Raw genomic sequence first — 20,679 nt, 5'->3', positions numbered from 1 at the left:
AGGTTGTGTGCCCCTCCTGTTGGATGGGAGAACAATATTTTGAAAACACGGAGGAAACATGAGCAAAATTGTTTTAAACGTATACCGCCCAGAAAAGGGCGTGTGCGGAGTCGTTCGGCTGAACGAGCAGGCTGAAAAACTGGTAAAGCAGCTCCAGAGGGAGACCGGACTATCAGCTAAACACATTGTTTCGCAAATCATCATCCAGGGATATGACTTAGTGGAAATTAAGGAGGAAAAATAAATGATCGTCAAGCCCGAGAGTATGGATTTTTCCAACAAGAATATCATCGTGATTATCAGTGGACTTCCCGGCGTGGGGAAAACCACTTTGGCACTGTCTGCACCAGACGTAGTTCTGATCGATGCAGACGAGGGATTGAGCCGTGTGAAACCAGAGCACCGAAAGGACAGCTCCATGATTAAGACCTATGAGGAGCTTCTTGCAGACATCAAAAGTTTTGAGGGGCACTACAAGACAGTAGTGATTGACACCTGCGGGGCCTTGATTGATCTGATGAAAGACTGGGCCATGAGAAATGAACCCTCTGCCAGTAAGAAATCCGGAGGTTTTTCCCAACAGGGTTACGGCTTTGTCAAGACTGAGTTCCTTCGTCTGTCTGCTGAACTGCGAAAGAAGTTCAATGTAGTATTCCTGTTCCACGCTTCCAAGGACCGGCAGGGAGATGACGTTTTTTATGACATTGTGTGTGAGGGTTCCACAAAAACGCTGGTATGGCAGCCTGCCGATCTGGGCGCCTATCTGCACATCGTTAATGGAGAGCGCTATCTTGGCTTTACTCCTACCATGAATTATAACGCGAAAGCGGCCTACGGCATCAAAGGTCTTGTTAAGGTTCCAGAGCTAAAGGACGGCGAGCCAAATGATTTTCTCACGCGTTTGTTTGATCAGGTCAAGGCCAACATTGTTGCCGAACATGCTGCGCTTCAGCCCCGGCAGGAACAGTACAACAAGACTGTGCTGGATGGTAGAAAAATTATTGAATCCATTGAAACCCCAGAAGATGTCCAAGAGGCTACAAAGGCCATCAAGGGCTTGCCACACGCCCTGACCAGCGAACGGGAACTGAAAACGGCTCTGATGGAGCGGATTAAGGAACTTGGCATCGTCTACAACAAGGAGACGAAAGTTTATGAGCGGGCCGAATAAATTTCTGCTGACGCAGAGCCTTTTGTCTTCGTGGCAGTATGCCCTAAAAGGTGGAGAAATGGATGAATTTCTCTCTACTCTCCGTCGTGAGAAAAAGCCTCAGTCAAGAGCCATGCTGGACGGCATCCGGTTTGAAAACGTGGTCCACGCTGTCAGCGAAGGGGTGGACATCGGGCCAGAGCAGGAGTGGTACAAACCGATTGTAGAAATCTGCGAGATCATCACCCAGGGGCAGTATCAAGTCAAGGCATCCCGGCCTCTGGTAATGGACAACGTGGAGTTTGTCTGCTTTGGAATCCTGGATTTCCTAAAAGCAGGAGTCATCTACGACACAAAATTCAGCCGGACTTATCGCGTGGGGAAATACCTTGATAGTCCGCAGCATCCTATGTACTTCTACCTCTGCCCGGAGGTCCGGCGATTTGAGTACATCATCAGCGACGGAAGCTATGTATATCGTGAAGTATATCTGCCAGAGGACACAGAACCCATCGAGAAAACCGTGCGGCGGTTTATGACCTGGATGGACAAGACAAATCTGGTAGACCTTTACTGCCAAAACTGGAGAAGCAAATATTAAAAGATTTGGAGGATTTGAAATATGGGTAATTGGGATAGCTATCAGCGGGAAGAGCGCCCCCGCCTGACACCTGGAGATTATCGGGTAGAGATTGTCAGTGTTGAGGAAAAAGAGAGCAAAAAGGGAAATCCCATGCTGGTAATCGGGGTGCGGCCAAACGGAAGCGACATTATCATTTATCACTATATTGTGAAAAATGAATACTTCAATCGTAACATGACAGATTTCTTTGACTCCTTCAACATTGATGACGGAGACTTTGCACTCCCCACCTGGATCGGCGCTGTGGGCGCTGCCCGCCTAAAAGAGGATGACCAGGGATATCTGAAAGTACATTATTTCATCAACAAGGACCGCGCAGAGAAGCTCACGCCCTGGGAAGGAAAGCTCCCGGAACGGCAAGAGCTTACAAAGATCAGTGAGCTTGAGGATGACGGAGACCTCCCGTGGAACTGAGGTGGGAGAATGCTGACCCACTATACAGACGCGGAGATCAAGCAGAAATTGAAGGAGTTGGTAGTCATAGCTGACAGTCGGGAACAGGTCAATGACCATCTGATTACCTGGCTGGACAAAAACCACATCCAACACAAAAGCCGGGCCTTGGAGACGGGAGACTACTCCGCCATGTTGGGAGATACCACGTTTGAAGACGAGGTGGCTTTTGAACGCAAGGCAAATCTGGACGAGATTGCCGGGAATTTTACTACAGGCAGAGAGCGATTCGAGCGTGAAATGATCCGTGCCAAAGCAAGGGGAATGAAGCTGTTTCTGGTGGTGGAGAACGCTACCTGGACGGACATTTTTCTCCACAACTACCGCTCTCGCCTAGAGCCAAAAAGCCTTTTTGCCTCTCTTATGTCCTGGCAAGCAGAATACAACCTGACCGTGATTTTCTGCAAGCCATCTGAAACGGCACAAATCATGTACAGCACTCTTTATTACTGGGTGAGAGACAGGTTAAAGAGGGGGTAATGGCATGGATATGGCGCAAGAAATCCGGCAGAGGCTTACCGTCAGAGAGGTTGTAGAATTTTATGGTTTTCAGGTGAATCGTTCTGGATTCATGAAGTGCCCGTGGCACTCAGGGGACCATACGGCCAGCCTGAAGCTATACGATGGGCAAGGAGGGTTTCATTGTTTTGCTTGTGGGGCTCACGGAAGTGTCATTGATTTTGTGATGCGTCTGTTCGACTTAAATTTCCGCCAAGCGATACTCCGTATCAATGCGGACTTTCGCCTGGGCCTGACAGAAAGTAAGCCGGACCGAGCCGCCCAGTCTGCCACGCTGGAAGCCCGCCGGAAAGAACAGCGGAAAAACGCCCAGGCAGAGGCAAACTTCCGGTTTATGATTCGAGAATTTCAATACTGGAAGGAAATACGAAACACCTTCCAGCCAATCCGGCAAGGAGACGTTGTGTTTTACCATCCACTATATGTCGAGGCCGTCAAGCGCCTCCCGTATATTGAATACTGGCTTGACGACTTCGTGGAGAAGGGAGGCAAAGAACATTGGGGGACGTGCCCGTTTACACAAGAGACGACTACCTCACAACAACGAAACCTTTTGAATACCTGTATGCCCACAAAGATAATAAGTTCGAGCTAAAACAGCTTTTGGGCGTCATGTCCGCACAGGCTCAAACTGTAGGAATCAGGAACTTGGCCGCCCTATTCAAAGCATACATGGAAACAGTCAGTGGGACCTCAGCCCCAGGTTTCAACCGAACAGATTTTACCGGACAGGAGCTGGAGCTGGACTGCGGGAGCTGGTCGGCATCTGACACCGGAATTTACGGAACAGACAAGCTCGGCTTTGAAGTAGTGGCATGCTACCATCCCATCATGCCGGTGCAGCGGCTGGTAAATGTAGACACCAAAGTACACAAGGTCATGTTGGCCTATCGTTTAGGAAGACGTTGGGAAACCGTGATCGAGGACAAAAACATGATTTCTGACAGCCGGTCAATTATCGGCCTTTCCAAGTACGGGATCATGGTCAACAGCGAAACTAGCAAAGCCTTAGTCCGATACTTAGCAGATGTAGAACAGCTCAACTACGATACTATACCAGAGGTGTCTAGTGTGGGCCGTCTTGGGTGGATTGACGGATATGGATTTTCTCCTTACGAGGAGGACCTTGTCTTTGACGGAGAGGAAACTTTCAGGACGCGGTTTGAAAGCATTCAGGAAAAAGGAAGCCGTCAGGCGTGGTTAGACTGCGTGAGGTCTGTCAGAGCAGGAAAAACACCTGGAAATGTTGTTGCACGGATTGTCCTGGCAGCGTCATTCGCATCTGTTCTGGTTAAGCCCTGCAGTTGCCTCCCCTTTTTTGTTCACCTGTGGGGCGGATCAGAGACGGGAAAAAGCCTAAGCCTTGTTTTGGCCGCCAGCGTATGGGCAAATCCGGAGATTGGTGTTTACATCCAAACCTTCAACGCCACGGAAGTGGGAAAAGAGCTGGGCGCAGCGTTCTGCAATTCTCTCCCTCTCGTCATCGACGAGCTACAGCTTGTCAAGGACAATCGCAAGGACTTCGACAAGATGATCTATCAGCTCTCTGAGGGCGTTGGCCGGGCAAGGGGACAGAAGCAGGGAGGATTGCAGAAAACGCCCACCTGGCGGAACTGCATTATCACAACCGGCGAATTCCCCATCATTTCATCCAACAGCGGTGAGGGCGCAGTCAACCGAACAATTGAAGTGGACTGTCACGACACCAAACTCTTTGACGATCCTAAGAAAACCGCGACCAGTTTGTATGCAAATTACGGATTTGCTGGCCCGGAATTCGTAAAACACTTGATGGAAGATGGCGTTCAGGAGCGCGTCCAGAAGCTACAGGAGGCCATGCAGGACACACTAAAGACCGGTGACACAATGGATAAGCAAACAGCTTCTGCGGCGCTAATATTAGCTGCAGACAGGCTTGCAGAGGAGTGGATTTTTCAAGATGGAATTTTTCTTCAGCCGGAAGACATCTCAAAATACCTTGTCTCCAAAGAGGCCGTCAACCAGAACGCTCGGGCGCTGCAATACCTCTATGATTTTATCAACATCAATCAGTCCAGATTCACACCGGAAGCAGACACCCACCAGGGAGAAATATGGGGAGAGCTAGACGGAGAATACGCCTGTATCATCCGGTCAAAGTTCGATCAAATTTTGTCCGACGAGGGTTATAACGCATCCGCTTTCCTTGGCTGGGCGAAAAATCGCGGTTACATTCATTGTTCAAAAAAAGGAGAGCCAACAAAGCCAAAACGAATAAATGGACGCGTTTCCCGCTGTGTTTGGCTCAAAATTTCGGATTTCGATGATGAATTGGACGATATTGACGGCTCTTTACTACCTTAGCGGGTGTAACGATGTAACGAATGTAACGAACTTTTTTAATGTTTCTCTAAAATAAAAAAATTGTGTACGCAATATTTGTTTTTTGGAAGTGGTATAAATCTTCGTTACATCGTTACAAAACCGTAAAGCCGTTGCGGCACAATCGTTTCAGTGTAACGATAGATTCGTTACAGTTCGTTACTATCCGTTACAAAAGGAGGAAACAATGTTCTTTAATTATGAAGAGCAGGCCAAGAACCACGAACCTGTTCCAGATGGACTTTCCTTGTTTGATGAAGGTGGTTATCGGAGTTTGTCCGAGATTTACGAAATGTACCAAAAGGGGACCATCACTAGAGAGCAGGCGATTGACAGAAAGAAGAAACTAAAAGCTCGTGCATTGAATGAAATTCAAACTGACAACTTCCGGGACAACACCGCCTATGAGCGGGAGAAAATCCTGCGGCTTTCAGAGCAAGCCAGAATCAAGGCGCGGAAAGAACCAACAACAGAAAACTGCCTTGCGCTGGTGAATACCATTGATGGAATTTTAAAAAACGAGCTGCAACAAAATGTGATCCTATCAGAACATGGAGCGAACTGTCCGTGCTGCAGGAGATTTTTTAACCGGGAACACGCAGATAGAAGGCCGCGATTCTGTGAGGACTGTGGTGCGATGCTGGTATGGTGAATATCTGCTTGCTGGAAGGGAAGATCACATGAAATATAAATTTACCCAATTAAAAGATTTACCTGACAGTCCTGCCGGAACTGTGTTCAAGTGTAGAGGCATTGATCATCATTGGGATTGTACAAGTGACCGTGAAAACCATGATTTTTACGAAATTGTGATCCCAGACAGAAGCGGGGGACATATTCAGTCTTTCAGGGTTGGGAAAAGCATTTTTGATGACCCTAACTGGTTCCGAAAAGAGGTAGACTACGAAAAATTGACTGAACTAAAATGCCAAAAATGCGGAGAAACACGGGCAGATGTTCATGTTAAAAAGTGGTTTGTGGGAGACTATGATAGCGACAATTATGGCCCCCATGCAGAGGTATCTTTGGAATGCCCATGCGGGTGTACAAGGATTATTTACAAGAGGTAAATCAATGGAAGAGAGCATGAACCAAGACATGAAACGCGCCCTCTTGGGCGACCACGAGGCGGCGAAACGGCTGACGGATGCGGGGGTGCTGGTGCCGTGTATGTGTGGCAGAACACCAAAGGAACACGGCCCGGAGGACTGGAAGCCGACCTTCTATGACCCTGATAGTGGCGGCGATCCGGTTAGCATTGAGTGCGAGTGCGGAATTAACTTTTCCATTTGGAGCTATGACTATTATAAAACCCGCCTCGCCTGGAATACTCGTACACCAATTCTGAGCGCGGAGGAATTACAAAGATTGGAGGAAAACACATGAAGTCGGCAAAGATTTACACTAACGACTTGAACCGCTTGATTGCGGCCACCAAGTCTTTTGTGAGCGATAGCGCCACCTGTCCTTGCAATCAATACATTAAGCTGGAGTTCCATGCAGCAGAAAATCAAGTCGCGGCTATGGCCGTTGATGGCTATCGGATGTCTGTGGAGCACTCAATTATCAGTGATTGCGACGAAGACTTTGTGGCATTCATCAAGAGCAATACCAAACTCCCAAACAAGCAGTATGCAACCATCTCTCTGACAGAAGAAGGGAAAGAGGCTGTAATCCGGTGCGGTGGGTTCTCGTTCGGATATACCCAGCCGCAGGACAGCGGATTTGAATGGGAAAAAGCAATTCCAACAAGTGAGGTAAAATACCGGATTGGCTTCAACGGAAATTACCTCCTGGCAGCTTTACAGGCAGCAAAGGTATCTGCTGGAGAAAGCTTTAGGCAGCCGGTAATTTTGGAATTCCGCAGCAATGTAGAGCCTATTCTTCTCCGCACCAACAAGGAGGACATTAAGATGGTTCTTCCTGTTCGTATCAAATAAGATTGAGTGGAGGGGATGGAATGAACTTATTCAAGCGTATTGACCCAGTAGACAGGGCCTATAAAAGGCTGAAAGGATATTGCGCCAAACAGTTTTCATGTAGTGGTTGCAGATTTGATGGAGATGATGGTTGCATCTTAAAAACGGTTATCCCCGTTGACTGGCCGATAGGAAAAGGCGAAAAAGAGGCCCAGCCATGAAAATGACGCGGGAAGAAGCGAACGAAATTTTAGAGGATTGGAACCTTTGCCATTATACTCCCAGCAGAGAGGCCGCAGAAGCGGTCATATCGGCCTTAGACCCGTTAGAGATTATTTCCGCCCTCCGCCCCGTCAGCCGGGAGCAGGTGGAGAAGGTCTGGAGGGGTGTGTGGAAACACTATTTGCCGCCTTTGGGAGCTGGAAATATACAGTGCCGCTGTACAAAATGCGGGAGAACCCCTGATGTAGAAACACCTTTCTGCGCATGGTGCGGTGCTCCCATGACGGACGAGGCCGCGGAGATGGTGATGGAGAGATTGGAGGCGCTGTATGGAGATAGGTGACAGGGTCGTTTGCATGGTGAGCGGTGTCCGGGGCGTGATAACAAAAATTTACACCCCGACCGCCTCAGCAATGCAGATTATGGTGTGTACAGATGATGGGCGATTGTATCATGCTCCGTATAGTACATGGAGATTGGAGGCGCTGAAAGATGGCAAAGTCGATTGAAAACTTGAAAAACGCATTTGACGAAATGTTTGATTTTATAACAGATTTACCTTCTGGATTGGACGGATTCGAAAGTGATTTTGATTCAGCGTTCGAAGAATTGAGGGAGCTGAAAGCCACCCTCACCCCGCCGAACGAGGCGCTAATATGCGATGGGTGTCTATGGGCGGAAATGGGGGCACTTGAAAAATGCTCGTCTTGTATGAGAGACAAAAAAGATAATTACTACCGCCGCCCGCCTGATGGGCTATGAGGTGGTGGAGGATGAGCCGGAATACTATAAGTTTGAAATCCGTCTTTGTGATACCAAGATCGATAGAGATTTTGAGAGGTTTACACTTCCGTGTTTGCGTAAACTGTCTAAAATGTTTGTCGGTAAAAACGGTTTTGTAGGCCAAGACAGTATTGCAAAAATTCTTTCCACAGTAGTCCTTAAAGGGAAAGACGGCGAGTGGTTTATCAAGGCCAATGCGTCCATCAAGAATATCCCGGAAAATTTCAAGGTCATTGAGGAAATCAAGAGCGGAAAAAAGAAAGAAGTCAGCATTGGATGCTCAGTAGCAACAAGAACCTGTTCCATTTGCGGAGATAGTACCGGGAGTTGCAATCATAAACCCGGAGAATATTACAACGGGAAACAATGTTTTATGGAATTGAACGATCCAACAGATGTCTTTGAATGGGCGTTTGTTTCGACACCGGTTAAGGAGGAGACCAACATGGACAAGCCGAAGCCCCTGAGCGATTGGACGCTGGGAGAAGTTAAAGAACACTGTAAGGAACAACGAGACACCCCAGCGAGATGTACGGGATGTAAAATGCAAAAGTATTGTGATCAATATTTCGGAAGGCAAGGAGACGCAGCTGCCCCTAAATACTGGGACTTAACCGAGCCACCCCGCTGGACGGAGCAGGAGGTGGAGGATGCCAGAGCGGTCAAACGGTTGCTTGAGGCTGATTCGGTGACCCGTGCTGCATACGGGAATGGACTGGTTGCAATCAAAAGCGATTGGTCAGTGTCCATCGTTTTGAGCAGAGATTGTTTCCCCTCCCTCCGCCCGGGAGAAATCATCACCCTTGACGAGATCATCGGAGGTGCGGAATGAACGAAGTTATGATTACCAACAAATGGGTCCATGAAGATGACCAGAAGGCCAAAGCCGACGCAGGGAAGCCTCGCCCTACTCTGGTTCCTGTGTCTCTGATCGAGGCTGTGACGGCGGTCCGCATGTACGGAAATGAAAAGTACCACGACCCGGAGAATTGGCGGCAGGTGGAGCCGCAGCGCTATCAGGATGCTTTATACCGGCACTGGCTGTCCTATCTTAAGGGTGAGAAGTGCGATCCGGAAAGCGGCCTGCCTCATCTATGGCATCTGGCCTGCAATGCGGCGTTTTTGATTGAGATGGAGGGCAAAGAATGAGAGATATCCTTTTCAAAGCCAAACGGCTGAGTGATGGTGCATGGGTGGAAGGTTATCTATACCGACTCCATGATAGCTTAAATCCCTTTATTATGCTCAGAAATCGACATGGTGAAGCTTACGAGGTTGACCCCTCAACGGTCTGCGAGTACACCGGCCTGACCAACAGGAACAGGAAGAAGATTTTTGAGGGGGGATATTATCCGCTGGACGAACTGGAAAGGTGAACAAAAAAGAAGCTCCTGTATGCTATGACCCAGAATGGAATAGATTTTGCGTTTGGCTGAATGGCGCTGAAAGTATGGGCGCAAACAAGCACCTTTCAACGAGCGGAATTGAGATCATCAGCAACATCCACGACGGGGAGGGCGGGCAATGACAAAAGAAGAATCACTGGCATGGGTGAAATCGTTAAAGCCGGGAGATATCGTGATATACAGCGGGTTTGGGGTTGCGGGAAGGATTCAAACTGCCAAAGTAGAAAAAGTCACTCCATCTGGTATTGTCAGGACCAATCGGGGCAGTTTTAAAGAATCTTCATGGAGCTGGTCTGGAAGAGTAGGCGGCTATGGGAAAACACCTGGAGAGATTAGCCCGCCAACGGCAGAATTGCTTATCGAGGCAGAACTTCAAGAAGCGGAAGATGCTGCTGAGAAGAAGCGGCGAGACACCATCTACAAGGCGCGGAACCTGATTTCCGAACTATATTATAATAGATTCCGTATCGACTATGACACGGCAGTTGAGATAATCAATGTGTTAGAGAGGTGGCGGACAGCATGAGCGAGTGGATTAGCGTCAGGGAGCGGTTGCCGGAAGTGGGGCAAGAAGTGTTGGTATACTGGCGGAATACATCTCAAAAAGCGGAACATTTTGAATTGACACATTACACAGGGGACCATTGGTATTTACTTGACAATACAGGCCGACCTTGGATTGAGGTTGTTGCATGGATGCCCCTCCCCGAACCACCAAAGGAGAATCAGCAGCATGAGTAAAAAAGTCAACCCCCGCAGACAGCCGGCGTCAAAGGCAGATGTAAAACGGGCTGAGCTTCGTGGACGGGATGATGGCATCAAATTCGCAAGCGCTCTATTTTTGATGGCCCTGCGCGATAAGGAGGGCTTTGATCTGGAAGCTCTGCAAAAGGTCTGGAAAGAGGTTGGAGACTTGGCGGACAGCATTGCGGAAGGCTATTGCAGCATCGAGGATTTACATACCGTCTTAGAGTCTGAAGCGGGCGCCAAAATTGTGGGAGGGATAGCCCTTGAATGAGTTCCCGGATAGGCTGAGGAGGTGAATTATGCAGTACAATGAAATCTATCCTTTGCTAAAAAATACGATTAAGTGGCTTCAGGAAAACTATCCACACGACACATATTTTGTCATCAACTCAAACAGCGCGACGATGTATCACAAAATGGGCATTTTTGCAATGAATGGAGTTGAATCAGACAACGGAACAAACAAATATACGGCAGAACAGATATTGGAAATAACAAAGAAAGCATTTGAGGCTTGACAGGTTGGAAGTTCTATTGTATGATATAAAAGGGGATATATAAGAAAAAATGAGATATAGTAATCCTGCATGGGAGCCTTACTTCAAAAACATCTCTCCTATCCTATCAAAACTCTACTTTCTGACCAACTCAGGGACTATCAGATACATTGTTGCGACTATGATCTTCAAGAAGAAGTTCTTTCTCGAATGGAGGAACGAACATTGGACTTAACAAAATATGAAATGGAAACTATCTACAACTACAATCAGGAAGATCCTCTTGCCTCCTGCTACACGATGGACCGTGCCCTGATCCGCCGCTTAGATGTACTTGCCGAAAAACACAAAGAAATTACTTTACTTAGAAGTGGTGAAGGAATGAGGGAATATACTTTCCCCAAGAAGTGGATTAAAGTCCGCGCTCCAAAGGAACTATCGGAAGAACAGCGGGAAAACATGGCAAAGAGAGCAAGAGAGAGGTTTGGGTTTGCGAAGGAAGGTGACAACTCTGAACAAGAATGATGCGACTATGGAGCAGGGGAAGGAACTCGTTAAGCGGAAGATGAAACCCCGTGGTGGGAACTCTCCTGTGATTGGAGATAACGGCGTACATACCAAACCGGGTGACAACTCCAAGATTGCCGGGTTCCTTATGGAAGTCGGAAAGTGGGGCCCTGTTGATAAGTCCGATGTTCAGGCTATGGAAAAGCGATTTTGGGACTATGTTTCACTCTGCTTTGAAAGGGATGTTCGTGTCACAAACCAGGTAGCTTACTTTGCTATGGGTATCACCCGCGATGATGTTTACGACTGGGAAAATGGACGTTCACGCAGTCCAGAACATTCCGCCCTCATTAAAAAAGTGAAGATTTTTTGCGGTTCTTACCGTGAAATGTTAGGGGCTGATGGCAAGCTCAACCCTGTTACTCTGGTCTGGTGGCAAAAGAACTATGACGGCCTTGTGGACAAGTCCGAAGTGGTGCTCACGCCCAACAACCCGTTAGGGACTATTGCTGACCAAAAGCAGCTTGAAGAGCGGATCGCCGGCTCTGTGGTGGAGGAGGAGTAAACGACTATGGCAACGACTATCGACTATGGTAGCGACTATGGCGCAGAGGCCAGCGACTATGACAGCCTCACGCGTGGGAAGTTGTGCCCGCTGAAGGCTGCTGAGCCGCCGGTGCTGACCATTTGGAACTGCGCCCCCGAGCCGGATCTGGCCAAAGCGCTGAAAGCTGGCGCGATTAAGTATCGGGCCGATGGAGAGATGCCCCGCGTGGAGTATATCGGCGGGCAGTGTGACGGCCCCCGCTGCGCCTGGTGGGACGCCGACAAGTCCCGTTGTGCCGTCCTATCCCTTGCCCGCAACAAATGACAATGCCCCGGCTTGCTCCTGGTGGAGTGGGCCGGGGTGCTTTATATCATGCCGGGCGCTCTGCGGGGCGCTGTGGGACGTTTTAGAGCGTGGGAATATAAGAACACTGACAGGCATTAAAACTGCTCTACGGGCCTGTAAATGGCCTTTACGGAGGTTTTGCTTTTTTGCCTCTCCCCTGCCCCGCTGGACACGGGCGCAAAAATGCCGCCTGCTGACCATAGGAGGCCACGCAAGCGGCGGGAAGCTTAGGGGACATGGGCAAAAGAAAACCCGCCCCAGGAAAGCCCAGGGCGGGCGCTGGTGGTATTCAAGATTTTTTCGCCGTTTCCCAGATAATCATGATCGGGAGTAGCAAGACAAACAGGACAATCAAGCGGGGGTCACCTCCATTCTCCGGCGGGCGGGTCAAGCCCGCGCCGCCCATCGCTCATTTATAAGCCAGTTTTCAAACTCTTCTTCGGTCATTTCCCCGATTTGTTCCCGGTATTTCTGCGCGTCTGCTAACTTATCAAATGTAGCAAGAGTACAGCCCACGCCGTCGCCCACATAGTCCACGAAAAAAACGGGGGAAATGTCGCCTTTCCACAGCCAAATTGTGGGACGAATTTCTCTTAAGTTGTCCGGGTTATGTGAATAGATATAATCAAGGCTTTTTTCATAAACTGCCGTTCTGTCCATGTAATAGGCCGTAAAAAGTTGATTCATTTTCATTGTGCGGCCCTCCCATACTCCACGGCGTGGGGAAACTGCCGGTTAATGCGCTGCCGGGTGCCGTTGTCCACCCAGCGCCCGCCGATATAATACAGCGTGTGGGCCTGTCCCTTGTGGTCGTTATAGGTGATCTGGTTCTTGCCGGTCTTGATGGCCTCGGCCTTTTGGCGGTTGATCTCGGCGGCTTGGCGCTTCATCTCGTCAAGGATTGTAACCCGATACACGCAGCCCGTCCAGGTCTGGCAGTTGGTGCCCTCGCACTCTTTGCCCAGCTTCAGGCAGTCGGCGCACATTCTATTTAGTTTTTCCATTGTTTTTTTCTCCTTGTCATGGAGGGCCGCCCGTGGTATAATGGGCGTGCCCTGGTTTGAGTGGTTTCTGCTGGGGCTTCTCTTTGCCCTGGTCACTGTTGCAAGCGGTGGCCGGGGCTTTTGTTATACAGCTGTAACAATCGTCTCGCCTTATCAGTGTCAATGTAATTTGTCCATCCCGCATTATACAGTTCTTCTGCGGCTTGATATAGCGTTATGGTTCCGCTTTGTAGATCTTCTGTTAGGCTGCCCAAAATGCTTTTAATTTCCATGCGCTTTTCCCTCCCAGCCTGTGGCCTTGCTTTCCCCTGCCGGTTGTGTTATAGTGGGGGCGGATAGATGGCAGGCTCTACGCCGCCCCCTGTTCGCTTTAGGCTCCCTGTGCTGTGGTAGGCTGCGGGGAGCCTATTTTATTTGTCTTGCTGGGTTCCGGTTGCGATGTACTTAATGCACTCTGTGGCATCCTCCGCGGTGTGGCCGTGTGCTGTTAGCCAGTCAATCAGCCTTGCGGCCTCAGTTGCTGTCATACTGTATTCCTCCATTGTCTTACCTCCTGCCCGGTGGATTCAGCTCGGTTTCCCTTGCTGTGATTATATGATAGCATGTTGGTTTGATATTGTCAATCTATTTTATAAATATTTTTATTTATTTTTGTAGCGGGTTTGATTTGTGGCAAATTATTATTATATATGTGTGGGCGGTTTGCTTGGAGTATACCCTAGATAATCAAGGAATTACAAGGCGGATGGCGCGGCGGACACCTCCGGGGGATAGGCCGGAACGGGCACCCACCACCTGAGTACCACCACCACCGAAAAATTAAAAAAGCAAAAAAGATGTTGACAAACAACAAAGATATTTGCTACAATGAATTTGCAAATAAAGGGAGGCGAAATGTGATGGCCGAGAGCATTTGCGTTGGATATGCACGAGTGTCCTCGAAAGACCAAAACGAGGAACGGCAGATTAAGATGCTGAAAGAGGCTGGTGTGCCAGAGCGATATATCTTCATTGATAAAGAGAGCGGACGGGACTACAACCGGGATAAATGGAACGCGATGATGACTGTAATCCGAAAGGGCGATACGGTTTTTGTGTGCAGCCTTGACCGGCTCGGAAGAAATTACACTGAGACTGGAAAACAGTGGGAACATATCACGAAGGAGATCGGTGCAGACATTGTTGTCTTGGATATGCCTATTCTGGACACCAGAAAAACAAACGACCTGACGGGAACGCTGATTGCTGATATTGTGTTGAAGGTTCTTTCGTATGTGGCTGAAAAGGAAAGAATCAACACGCATGAGCGGCAGGCTCAGGGGATTGCTCTTGCGAAGGACAGAGGCGCATACAAGGGAAGAAAGCCGATTGAGATAGATGAAGCGGCTTTTGATGCGGCTTACAAAGAAGTTTTGTCTGATGGGAGGACGAACAAGTGGGCAATGGAAAAACTGGGGTTGCGTCCAAACACATACTATAAGGCAGTTGCGAAGTATCGGGAGGAACACGGCTTGCCTCCTCTGGAGAGTAGGAACAAGAAAGGGAAAGAAGGTAGGGCATGAATAGATGGAGCAAGCGATACCTATACAAACTCACATTCCCCAATGGTATGGTCTATATCGGTTGCACCTATGATATTAAGCAACGGTGGGCCGGGAAAGGTGCTCACTATTACGGTATGAAGGTTTACGAGGCAATTAAGGAGTTCGGATGGGATAACATCAAGAAAGAAATTTTGCTATTCCTGCCGGACGAAAACGGAAACTCCGAAAAAATCACCTCACTCGAAAAGGAGTTCATCAAGGCATATTCCGGCCGGTGCTATAACAGTATGAGTGACCCAGAGTGGTACGAAGAAAATCCGGCATACTCAAAAGAACGATATGCACTGCGCATTTATTGGACTGCTTTCGGAGAAACAAAACCGGCGAAAGATTGGTGTGCGGAGTACAATACATCTTCCTCTGTCGTTATGAACAGGATTAAAAAGTATGGACTTACAATAGAGCAGGCACTAACATTCCCTCCGGTTCCAAGAGGGAAACGGAGCAAAGGATATAAGGTTGAAGATTTTTGGAGGGAATGTGGGCTTTTAGGATAAATTAAGGACTCCTAAAAACCGCCGCAAAACAAAAAGGAGGATATGATGGACTGGATCAAATGCACTGATAGGATGCCGCCGGATATGGAGCCGGTAATGGTGACGGTAAGAGTCAATGATGGAGGAAAGCAGACCTGGGTTGATGCCCGATACAATCCAGAGTACAAAGAATGGGAACAGCTTGCGGATGCTGTTGGAGATTACTGGGAAGGGCTTGGAAAGGATTATGAAGTAACTCACTGGATGCCGTACCCGGAACCGGCGGAAGATTGAATAATTGTAGTGCCAAGTGCCTCTCCAGATGGAGCGAACAGTGCCAAGGGAACTATGAGGGAGGGTTTAATTATGGAAGTCCCTATTGAATTGAACAATGGAAAGTTCAGAGCAGTGAAGATTTGCGTAACTGGGGATGATTATTCAAATTTAAAGATACTGGACGTATCGTATTCACTCCCCAAATTTTGCAGTCCAAATAAAGCACAAGAAGAACTTATTGCGTTTGCAAAGGATCTACAATCTGAAACTTGCGATGTTCATGCATCCGGATGGGGAGATGCGTCCTGCAAAACATATATTATCACATACACAATTATTCCTAAAAACGGAATGAAATGTTGCTATTAAATGCGAATTAGTTAGTGCCAAGTGCCACCGCATAGCGGAATAATAGTGCCAAGTGCCTTTTATCTTACAGGATAGGAGGCACTTTTTTCATGGAAATTCGGGAGTTGGTAGTGAGGGCATTCCAGAGAGACTTGTCTGACCCATCTGCGCTGTCCGATGCGTTTGATTCGATCAGGTTGTTGGAGCCGGAAGATTTTGCACTGGCGCACGAGCGGAACAAGGAGGTACGGCGGCTGTCCGCAAAATTCGCAGCAGAACAAAAAAGCCTCCGTATGTTCGAGTTGAACAAGCGGAGTCTGCTGTTTGATGCGCCGTATGATTTTGATGCTCATTGCAGGTACATAGAATGGAATAGGCCGAACGATAAGAGGTTTTATATTCCAAGAAGAAAGCAATTGCTTCGTGTAGCAAAATCTCTTCAAAAGCTGGCGGACGGAGATCTGGATCTGTTGGCTATCAGTTTGCCTCCTGGAGTTGGGAAAACTACATTAGCTCTGTTTTTCTTGACTTGGCTTGCTGGACGAAGCCCGGAAAAACCGATTCTTGGAGGTTCACACTCTAACGCATTTCTTCGGGGAGTATACGATGAATGTCTGCGAATTCTTGATCCGCAGGGAGAATATTTGTGGCATGATGTGTTCCCGACGGTACAGGTAGTAAAAACCAATGCACAAGATATGATGATTGACCTTGGAACCGATAAGAAACGAGGAAAGAGGTTCGCGACACTGGAATTTAGCTCTATTGGATCTGGAAATGCTGGTAAGGTTCGAGCAGAGAACTTGCTTTATTGTGATGACCTTGTTGACGGCCTGGAGTCTGCTCTCTCCAAGGAACGCATGGACAAGTTGTGGAATCTGTACGCAACCGATCTTAGACAGCGAAAGATTGGAGATGCCAGAGAACTCCATATTGCAACGAGGTGGTCTGTCCATGATGTTATTGGACGATTAGAGCAGATGTATGGGGAGAATGATAGAGCAGAATTTATCGTTGTACCGGCGTTGGACGAAAACGATGAAAGCAATTTTGACTATGGAAACCATGCCGGATTTACCACAGCGTTTTACCATGAGCAACGGGATGTTATGGATGATGCTTCTTGGCGAGCGTTATTCATGAATCAACCAATCGAGCGTGAAGGACAGCTCTACAATGAGGATGAGCTGCGCAGGTACTTTGAACTTCCTGACGGAAAACCAGATGCAGTTCTGTTTGTGTGCGATACGAAGGACAAGGGCACTGATTACTGCGTCATGCCGATTTGTTATCAGTACGGGAATGACTTTTATTGTGAAGACGTAGTATGTGACAACAGCAATCCAGAGGTTGTAGAGGCACGGCTGGTGTCAAAGCTCCTTCAGCACAAGGCTCAGATGGGCCAGTTTGAAAGTAACAGCGCTGGTGGTAAAGTAGCAGAAAAAGTTCAAAAAGAAGTGAAGGAAGCTGGCGGAATCGCAAAAATCACAACAAAATACACAACACAGGGGAAAGAGACAAAGATCATAGTAAATTCCCCGTGGGTAAAAGAACGGGTTTTATTTAAGGACAATTCTATCATAAAGAAAGATAAGGAGTATCGCCGGATGCTAAACTTCCTATGCGGCTATACGATGGCTGGGAAAAATAAACATGACGATGTTCCTGATGCTTGGGCAATGTTTGCTGAGTATGTCCAGCAACTAGAAGGGAACAAGGTGGAGGTGTTCCGCCGTCCATTCTAAAAAATACAAAATATTGTATACAAATATATTGATTTATCCATATATTGTGGTATAATATATATGGAATAGGGCGTTTACACCATTCACTCTCATTGTTCACCTCCTTCACACAACATATGGGGTGGTGGCGAAAACCACTGCCCCTGCTGTGTGGAACTCTATGCCCTTGTAGCTCAGTAGGTAGAGCGGCCCAGGAATATGGGTGATTGAAGCGTCGCCGGTTCGAGTCCGGTCAAGGGCAAATTTATACCCTTTGGGGGAACTAGATAAGCCGCTCCAAAGGCCACGGAGCTGACTGTGGAAAGACACTATACCGGGAGCCTATAGCGTCTGATGGCCCCGGAGAAGGGACATGACGCCCGCCTGTCATGGAGGCGGAAGCGGTGGCAGCTATGACCTGCCACGGTGTGCCGACACGGAGAAAGCGGCTGCGCCCGGCGGAGCGTGTAGAGACGGAATCCGCCCCAGTGGACCGGCTCAGTGGCATTGTGACGCTGTATTCTAGATAGCTGGACCACAAAGCGCTGTCCCGCTGAAAACTGCGCCAGAGTTCCGCAATCGGGGCCGATATGCGGCGTGTGACAATTAAGCGGGAAGCGCATATATGCCTCCCCTCGCCGCAGGAGGCGGGCGGTGGCACCAGATAACAACAAAGGGAAAATATGAATCATGAAAAAACTGTTTATTTCTCAGCCCATGAAAGGCAAGACCGATGATGAAATTCTGGCCGAGCGGAGCAACGCTATTCAGGCGGCGAAGGATTCTGTCAATGATGAAATCGAGGTAATCGACAGCTTTTTCCAAAACGCACCGGCGGATGCAAAACCGCTGTGGTATTTGGGCGAAAGCCTGAAACTGCTGGCTACTGCTGATGCAGCCTATTTCGCTCCTGGATGGAACAAAGCAAGGGGTTGCAAGATCAAGAATCTTTGCGCCAAAGAGTATGGAATCCATACCATTGAGGCATAGACGGTGTGATACCGCATAGCGGATTACATACTATTGAGCGGTGGCGGAATAGACACTAATTGTGGTAAAGCTGGTGCGATTGCCAGCAATAGTAGACGATTATATCATAAGGCCGAATAGTTGCCGGGGTGCCGTAGTGGCTCATAAAACCGGAGGGCGCTTGTAGGAATGTCGGCCATGTGAGGTGCAAATCCTCACCCGCTCAAATATGCCGCCCCGCAGTTGCACGAGACGGGGGCGGGGAAAGATCGTGAAAGGAGTCGCCCACTGAATGAAAATGGATATTTACTGTCCTGTTTGTGCCGCTGCTGGTATCAATCATGGAAAAGGGCGGCTTTTGATGCAAGTGGATAGCAAAACAACGGGCATAGTTTACCCATATTGCAAGGCTTGCAAGAAAAACATCAAGATTGAGTTGAAGGGCGATATAAGCGCCTGAAAATATATAGTTTAGTGCCAAGTGCCTCCGGGCGACGCCTGGACGAAGCGTGCCGAGTGCCGAGAGTAGACCTTATACGGGTCTGTTCTTGGCACTTTTTTGTTTGTCTGGAGGTGACAAGGTGACGGAAAACGATACTGTTCGGGCTATATCTGAGTGGCCGGTCAATGGTTTGACGGGTCGGCGTAAAATCTACACCGCGAAAAAGAGAGTCACCCCGGAAAACGTGGTGGAGGTGCTTGGCAAGGCACTGGCCGTGCATCGCATCAACAGGGCGGAAATGTCCTATTTGTATGACTATTACAGAGGCAAACAGGATATTCGACTGAAAGATAAAATCGTCCGCCCGGAGATCAACAACAAAGTGATGATTAACCGGGCGAACGAAATCGTGGTCTTCAAGTCTGCTTACCTCCTGGATGGCCCAATCCGCTATGTGTCCAACGGTGGAGAAGAGGATATTTCTTCTAATGTGAATACATTGAATGAATATATGCGGGCCGAAAGCAAAGACACTCTCGACAAAGAGCTGGCAGATTGGATGCACATCTGCGGTGTTGCGGCCCGCATGGTCCTCACTGACGAAGCCGGAGAGGAAGACGGGTCCCCGGCATCCATATATACCCTTGACCCAAGAGCGGCGTTCTGCATCTATCATAGTGGTGTGGGGCAGAAAAAGGTCGCCGGGGTGCTGGAACAGGTGGACGAGGAGGGACAGCCCTACTTCTGTGTGTACACTCACGAATGGTATTTCGAGGTGCAGAACGGCCAGATCACAAAGCAGGAAGCCCGCACAATTCCATATATTCCGATTGTTGAGTATGTGAACAACGATGCCCGCATGGGTGCGTTTGAGCCTGTTATTCCCATTCTGAACGCTATCAATATGATTGAGTCCAATAGGTTGGACAGTATTCAGGATTTTGTCAACGCCTTTGATGTGTTCCAAAACTGCGAGTTAGAGGATGGGCAGTACAAGGAACTGGCAAAGGGCGGTATGGCAATCACAATAAAGAGCGTTCAGCCCGGCATGGAAGCCAAGGTCTACCGCATTGCCTCTGAGCTGAACCAGACCAACACACAGACCATTGTGGACGACCTAGAGGACGCTTACCTGACCATCTGCGGTATGCCGAACCGGAATGGAGGCTCTTCTACCAGCGACACCGGGCAGGCAGTCATTTACCGGGACGGCTGGTCTGCTGCCGAGAGTCGGGCCAAGGACACGGAAAAGACATGGGAACGGTCAGAGCGGGAATTCCTGCGATTGGTGCTGTATATCTGCCGGGAAACTGGAGATTTGGGCTTGCAGCTATCCGACATTAAGCCGGAGTTCACCCGGAAGAACCTATCCAACATCCAGTCCAAGACGCAAGTGCTGGCGGAAATGCTGAATAACAGCAAGATTCATCCGAAGCTGGCGTTCCAGTACAGCGGGCTATTCAGCGACCCCGAGTCTGCGTACCGTATGAGTATGGATTGGTACGAGGAACAGCAACGCAAGATGGAGCGGAGCCTGCGGGATGAACTGGCGGTTGGGCACAGCGAGAGTGTGGGTGGAACAAATGGCGAAAACTCGGACGATTGAGATTTTGAAAGTCCCGGTTGAAATCGAGTATGAAAAACCAATATTGGGCCGTATATATTGGTTTTTTGTGAGGTTAAAACTGATTAGGCTGGCAAGAGTCAATATGACCTTATCTGGGCACATTGTTGGAA

General features: G+C 48.6%; 37 protein-coding genes and 1 tRNA gene. 34 read left to right on the top strand and 4 right to left on the bottom strand.

Features of this window, described 5'->3' with window-relative positions:
* The first annotated feature begins 58 nt into the window (after positions 1-58).
* From KJS55_RS03955 to KJS55_RS03840, 24 genes are all read left to right on the top strand, one after another.
* On the top strand, positions 59-244 hold the full coding sequence (locus tag KJS55_RS03955) for a hypothetical protein (RefSeq protein ID WP_213542729.1): 186 nt from the start codon (positions 59-61) through the stop codon (positions 242-244).
* Positions 245-1,171: an ATP-binding protein gene (locus KJS55_RS03950; RefSeq protein WP_213542728.1), complete on the top strand. Its 927-nt coding sequence runs from the start codon at positions 245-247 to the stop codon at positions 1,169-1,171.
* The gene (locus KJS55_RS03945) at positions 1,155-1,751 is read left to right on the top strand and encodes a hypothetical protein (protein ID WP_213542727.1); all 597 of its coding nucleotides are present in this window, start codon (positions 1,155-1,157) and stop codon (positions 1,749-1,751) included. The genes KJS55_RS03950 and KJS55_RS03945 overlap by 17 nt, the downstream gene beginning before the upstream one ends.
* 21 nt (positions 1,752-1,772) lie before the next feature.
* Complete coding sequence (locus KJS55_RS03940; protein ID WP_213542726.1) at positions 1,773-2,207, top strand: DUF669 domain-containing protein; 435 nt, start codon at positions 1,773-1,775, stop codon at positions 2,205-2,207.
* A 9-nt stretch (positions 2,208-2,216) separates the two neighbouring features.
* Complete coding sequence (locus tag KJS55_RS03935; protein ID WP_213542725.1) at positions 2,217-2,726, top strand: ERCC4 domain-containing protein; 510 nt, start codon at positions 2,217-2,219, stop codon at positions 2,724-2,726.
* 4 nt (positions 2,727-2,730) lie between these two features.
* Positions 2,731-3,360: a CHC2 zinc finger domain-containing protein gene (locus tag KJS55_RS03930; protein ID WP_213542724.1), complete on the top strand. Its 630-nt coding sequence runs from the start codon at positions 2,731-2,733 to the stop codon at positions 3,358-3,360.
* 17 nt (positions 3,361-3,377) lie between these two features.
* Entirely contained in the window at positions 3,378-5,108 is a 1,731-nt protein-coding gene (locus KJS55_RS03925; protein WP_346345694.1) for a DUF927 domain-containing protein, read from the top strand.
* A gap of 205 nt (positions 5,109-5,313) precedes the next feature.
* Positions 5,314-5,778, top strand: coding sequence for a hypothetical protein (locus KJS55_RS03920; protein WP_213542722.1), 465 nt, complete (start codon positions 5,314-5,316; stop codon positions 5,776-5,778).
* A gap of 28 nt (positions 5,779-5,806) precedes the next feature.
* Positions 5,807-6,196, top strand: coding sequence for a hypothetical protein (locus KJS55_RS03915; RefSeq protein WP_213542721.1), 390 nt, complete (start codon positions 5,807-5,809; stop codon positions 6,194-6,196).
* A 4-nt stretch (positions 6,197-6,200) separates the two neighbouring features.
* Positions 6,201-6,512, top strand: coding sequence for a hypothetical protein (locus KJS55_RS03910; protein WP_213542720.1), 312 nt, complete (start codon positions 6,201-6,203; stop codon positions 6,510-6,512).
* Positions 6,509-7,066, top strand: a complete 558-nt coding sequence (locus tag KJS55_RS03905; RefSeq protein ID WP_213542719.1) for a hypothetical protein — start codon at positions 6,509-6,511, stop codon at positions 7,064-7,066. Before KJS55_RS03910 ends, KJS55_RS03905 begins: the two co-directional genes overlap by 4 nt.
* Before the next feature lie 20 nt (positions 7,067-7,086).
* Positions 7,087-7,266 carry a hypothetical protein gene (locus tag KJS55_RS03900; RefSeq protein ID WP_213542718.1) on the top strand — a complete coding sequence of 60 codons (180 nt, stop codon included), beginning with the start codon at positions 7,087-7,089 and terminating at the stop codon, positions 7,264-7,266.
* Positions 7,263-7,610: a hypothetical protein gene (locus KJS55_RS03895; protein ID WP_213542717.1), complete on the top strand. Its 348-nt coding sequence runs from the start codon at positions 7,263-7,265 to the stop codon at positions 7,608-7,610. Before KJS55_RS03900 ends, KJS55_RS03895 begins: the two co-directional genes overlap by 4 nt.
* A 149-nt stretch (positions 7,611-7,759) precedes the next feature.
* On the top strand, positions 7,760-8,029 hold the full coding sequence (locus tag KJS55_RS03890; protein WP_213542716.1) for a hypothetical protein: 270 nt from the start codon (positions 7,760-7,762) through the stop codon (positions 8,027-8,029).
* Positions 8,030-8,033: 4 nt separating this feature from the next.
* Positions 8,034-8,882 carry a hypothetical protein gene (locus KJS55_RS03885; RefSeq protein ID WP_213542715.1) on the top strand — a complete coding sequence of 283 codons (849 nt, stop codon included), beginning with the start codon at positions 8,034-8,036 and terminating at the stop codon, positions 8,880-8,882.
* Positions 8,879-9,199 carry a dATP/dGTP diphosphohydrolase domain-containing protein gene (locus KJS55_RS03880; RefSeq protein ID WP_213542714.1) on the top strand — a complete coding sequence of 107 codons (321 nt, stop codon included), beginning with the start codon at positions 8,879-8,881 and terminating at the stop codon, positions 9,197-9,199. Before KJS55_RS03885 ends, KJS55_RS03880 begins: the two co-directional genes overlap by 4 nt.
* Positions 9,196-9,426 carry a hypothetical protein gene (locus tag KJS55_RS03875; protein ID WP_213542713.1) on the top strand — a complete coding sequence of 77 codons (231 nt, stop codon included), beginning with the start codon at positions 9,196-9,198 and terminating at the stop codon, positions 9,424-9,426. Before KJS55_RS03880 ends, KJS55_RS03875 begins: the two co-directional genes overlap by 4 nt.
* A 148-nt stretch (positions 9,427-9,574) precedes the next feature.
* Complete coding sequence (locus KJS55_RS03870) at positions 9,575-9,982, top strand: hypothetical protein (RefSeq protein ID WP_213542712.1); 408 nt, start codon at positions 9,575-9,577, stop codon at positions 9,980-9,982.
* The gene (locus KJS55_RS03865; protein WP_213542711.1) at positions 9,979-10,197 is read left to right on the top strand and encodes a DUF551 domain-containing protein; all 219 of its coding nucleotides are present in this window, start codon (positions 9,979-9,981) and stop codon (positions 10,195-10,197) included. Before KJS55_RS03870 ends, KJS55_RS03865 begins: the two co-directional genes overlap by 4 nt.
* Positions 10,190-10,474, top strand: a complete 285-nt coding sequence (locus tag KJS55_RS03860; protein WP_213542710.1) for a hypothetical protein — start codon at positions 10,190-10,192, stop codon at positions 10,472-10,474. Before KJS55_RS03865 ends, KJS55_RS03860 begins: the two co-directional genes overlap by 8 nt.
* 28 nt (positions 10,475-10,502) lie before the next feature.
* Positions 10,503-10,721 (top strand): hypothetical protein, encoded by a 219-nt coding sequence (locus KJS55_RS03855; RefSeq protein WP_213542709.1) that lies wholly within the window; start codon positions 10,503-10,505, stop codon positions 10,719-10,721.
* 204 nt (positions 10,722-10,925) lie between these two features.
* Positions 10,926-11,225, top strand: a complete 300-nt coding sequence (locus tag KJS55_RS03850) for a hypothetical protein (RefSeq protein WP_213542708.1) — start codon at positions 10,926-10,928, stop codon at positions 11,223-11,225.
* A gap of 7 nt (positions 11,226-11,232) precedes the next feature.
* Positions 11,233-11,772, top strand: a complete 540-nt coding sequence (locus KJS55_RS03845) for a hypothetical protein (RefSeq protein WP_213542707.1) — start codon at positions 11,233-11,235, stop codon at positions 11,770-11,772.
* Positions 11,773-11,778: 6 nt separating this feature from the next.
* A complete protein-coding gene (locus tag KJS55_RS03840) occupies positions 11,779-12,078 on the top strand; it encodes a hypothetical protein (protein WP_213542706.1) in 300 nt (99 codons plus the stop codon).
* Between the two features lie 408 nt (positions 12,079-12,486).
* Here KJS55_RS03840 and KJS55_RS03835 read toward each other — a convergent pair whose 3' ends face one another.
* From KJS55_RS03835 to KJS55_RS17480, 4 genes are all read right to left on the bottom strand, one after another.
* On the bottom strand, positions 12,487-12,792 hold the full coding sequence (locus KJS55_RS03835) for a hypothetical protein (RefSeq protein ID WP_213542705.1): 306 nt from the start codon (positions 12,790-12,792) through the stop codon (positions 12,487-12,489).
* Positions 12,789-13,103: a hypothetical protein gene (locus tag KJS55_RS03830; protein WP_213542704.1), complete on the bottom strand. Its 315-nt coding sequence runs from the start codon at positions 13,101-13,103 to the stop codon at positions 12,789-12,791. Before KJS55_RS03830 ends, KJS55_RS03835 begins: the two co-directional genes overlap by 4 nt.
* Positions 13,104-13,195: 92 nt before the next feature.
* Positions 13,196-13,375: a hypothetical protein gene (locus KJS55_RS03825; RefSeq protein ID WP_213542703.1), complete on the bottom strand. Its 180-nt coding sequence runs from the start codon at positions 13,373-13,375 to the stop codon at positions 13,196-13,198.
* Between the two features lie 138 nt (positions 13,376-13,513).
* Positions 13,514-13,645 carry a hypothetical protein gene (locus KJS55_RS17480; RefSeq protein ID WP_283093700.1) on the bottom strand — a complete coding sequence of 44 codons (132 nt, stop codon included), beginning with the start codon at positions 13,643-13,645 and terminating at the stop codon, positions 13,514-13,516.
* A gap of 357 nt (positions 13,646-14,002) precedes the next feature.
* On the opposite strand from KJS55_RS17480, the gene KJS55_RS03820 reads away from it, so the two are divergent.
* From KJS55_RS03820 to KJS55_RS03780, 10 genes are all read left to right on the top strand, one after another.
* Positions 14,003-14,665 carry a recombinase family protein gene (locus tag KJS55_RS03820; RefSeq protein WP_213542702.1) on the top strand — a complete coding sequence of 221 codons (663 nt, stop codon included), beginning with the start codon at positions 14,003-14,005 and terminating at the stop codon, positions 14,663-14,665.
* Positions 14,662-15,204, top strand: coding sequence for a GIY-YIG nuclease family protein (locus KJS55_RS03815; RefSeq protein WP_213542701.1), 543 nt, complete (start codon positions 14,662-14,664; stop codon positions 15,202-15,204). Before KJS55_RS03820 ends, KJS55_RS03815 begins: the two co-directional genes overlap by 4 nt.
* Before the next feature lie 42 nt (positions 15,205-15,246).
* On the top strand, positions 15,247-15,477 hold the full coding sequence (locus tag KJS55_RS03810; RefSeq protein WP_213542700.1) for a DUF551 domain-containing protein: 231 nt from the start codon (positions 15,247-15,249) through the stop codon (positions 15,475-15,477).
* Positions 15,478-15,549: 72 nt separating this feature from the next.
* The gene (locus tag KJS55_RS03805) at positions 15,550-15,828 is read left to right on the top strand and encodes a hypothetical protein (RefSeq protein WP_213542699.1); all 279 of its coding nucleotides are present in this window, start codon (positions 15,550-15,552) and stop codon (positions 15,826-15,828) included.
* Positions 15,829-15,917: 89 nt separating this feature from the next.
* Complete coding sequence (gene terL, locus KJS55_RS03800; protein WP_213542698.1) at positions 15,918-17,552, top strand: phage terminase large subunit; 1,635 nt, start codon at positions 15,918-15,920, stop codon at positions 17,550-17,552.
* Positions 17,553-17,714: 162 nt separating this feature from the next.
* Positions 17,715-17,793 (top strand) — tRNA-OTHER (locus KJS55_RS03795).
* A gap of 142 nt (positions 17,794-17,935) precedes the next feature.
* Positions 17,936-18,061, top strand: a complete 126-nt coding sequence (locus tag KJS55_RS17475; protein ID WP_283093699.1) for a hypothetical protein — start codon at positions 17,936-17,938, stop codon at positions 18,059-18,061.
* A 160-nt stretch (positions 18,062-18,221) separates the two neighbouring features.
* Positions 18,222-18,521: a hypothetical protein gene (locus KJS55_RS03790; protein ID WP_213542697.1), complete on the top strand. Its 300-nt coding sequence runs from the start codon at positions 18,222-18,224 to the stop codon at positions 18,519-18,521.
* Positions 18,522-18,792: 271 nt separating this feature from the next.
* Entirely contained in the window at positions 18,793-18,960 is a 168-nt protein-coding gene (locus tag KJS55_RS03785; RefSeq protein ID WP_213542696.1) for a hypothetical protein, read from the top strand.
* 121 nt (positions 18,961-19,081) lie between these two features.
* Positions 19,082-20,548 (top strand): phage portal protein, encoded by a 1,467-nt coding sequence (locus KJS55_RS03780; RefSeq protein WP_213542695.1) that lies wholly within the window; start codon positions 19,082-19,084, stop codon positions 20,546-20,548.
* Positions 20,549-20,679: the final 131 nt, after the last annotated feature.

The organism is Pusillibacter faecalis (genome assembly GCF_018408705.1).
Classification (GTDB): Bacteria; Bacillota; Clostridia; order Oscillospirales; family Oscillospiraceae; genus Oscillibacter; species Oscillibacter faecalis.
This window is presented reverse-complemented; position numbering and strand designations above follow the sequence as displayed.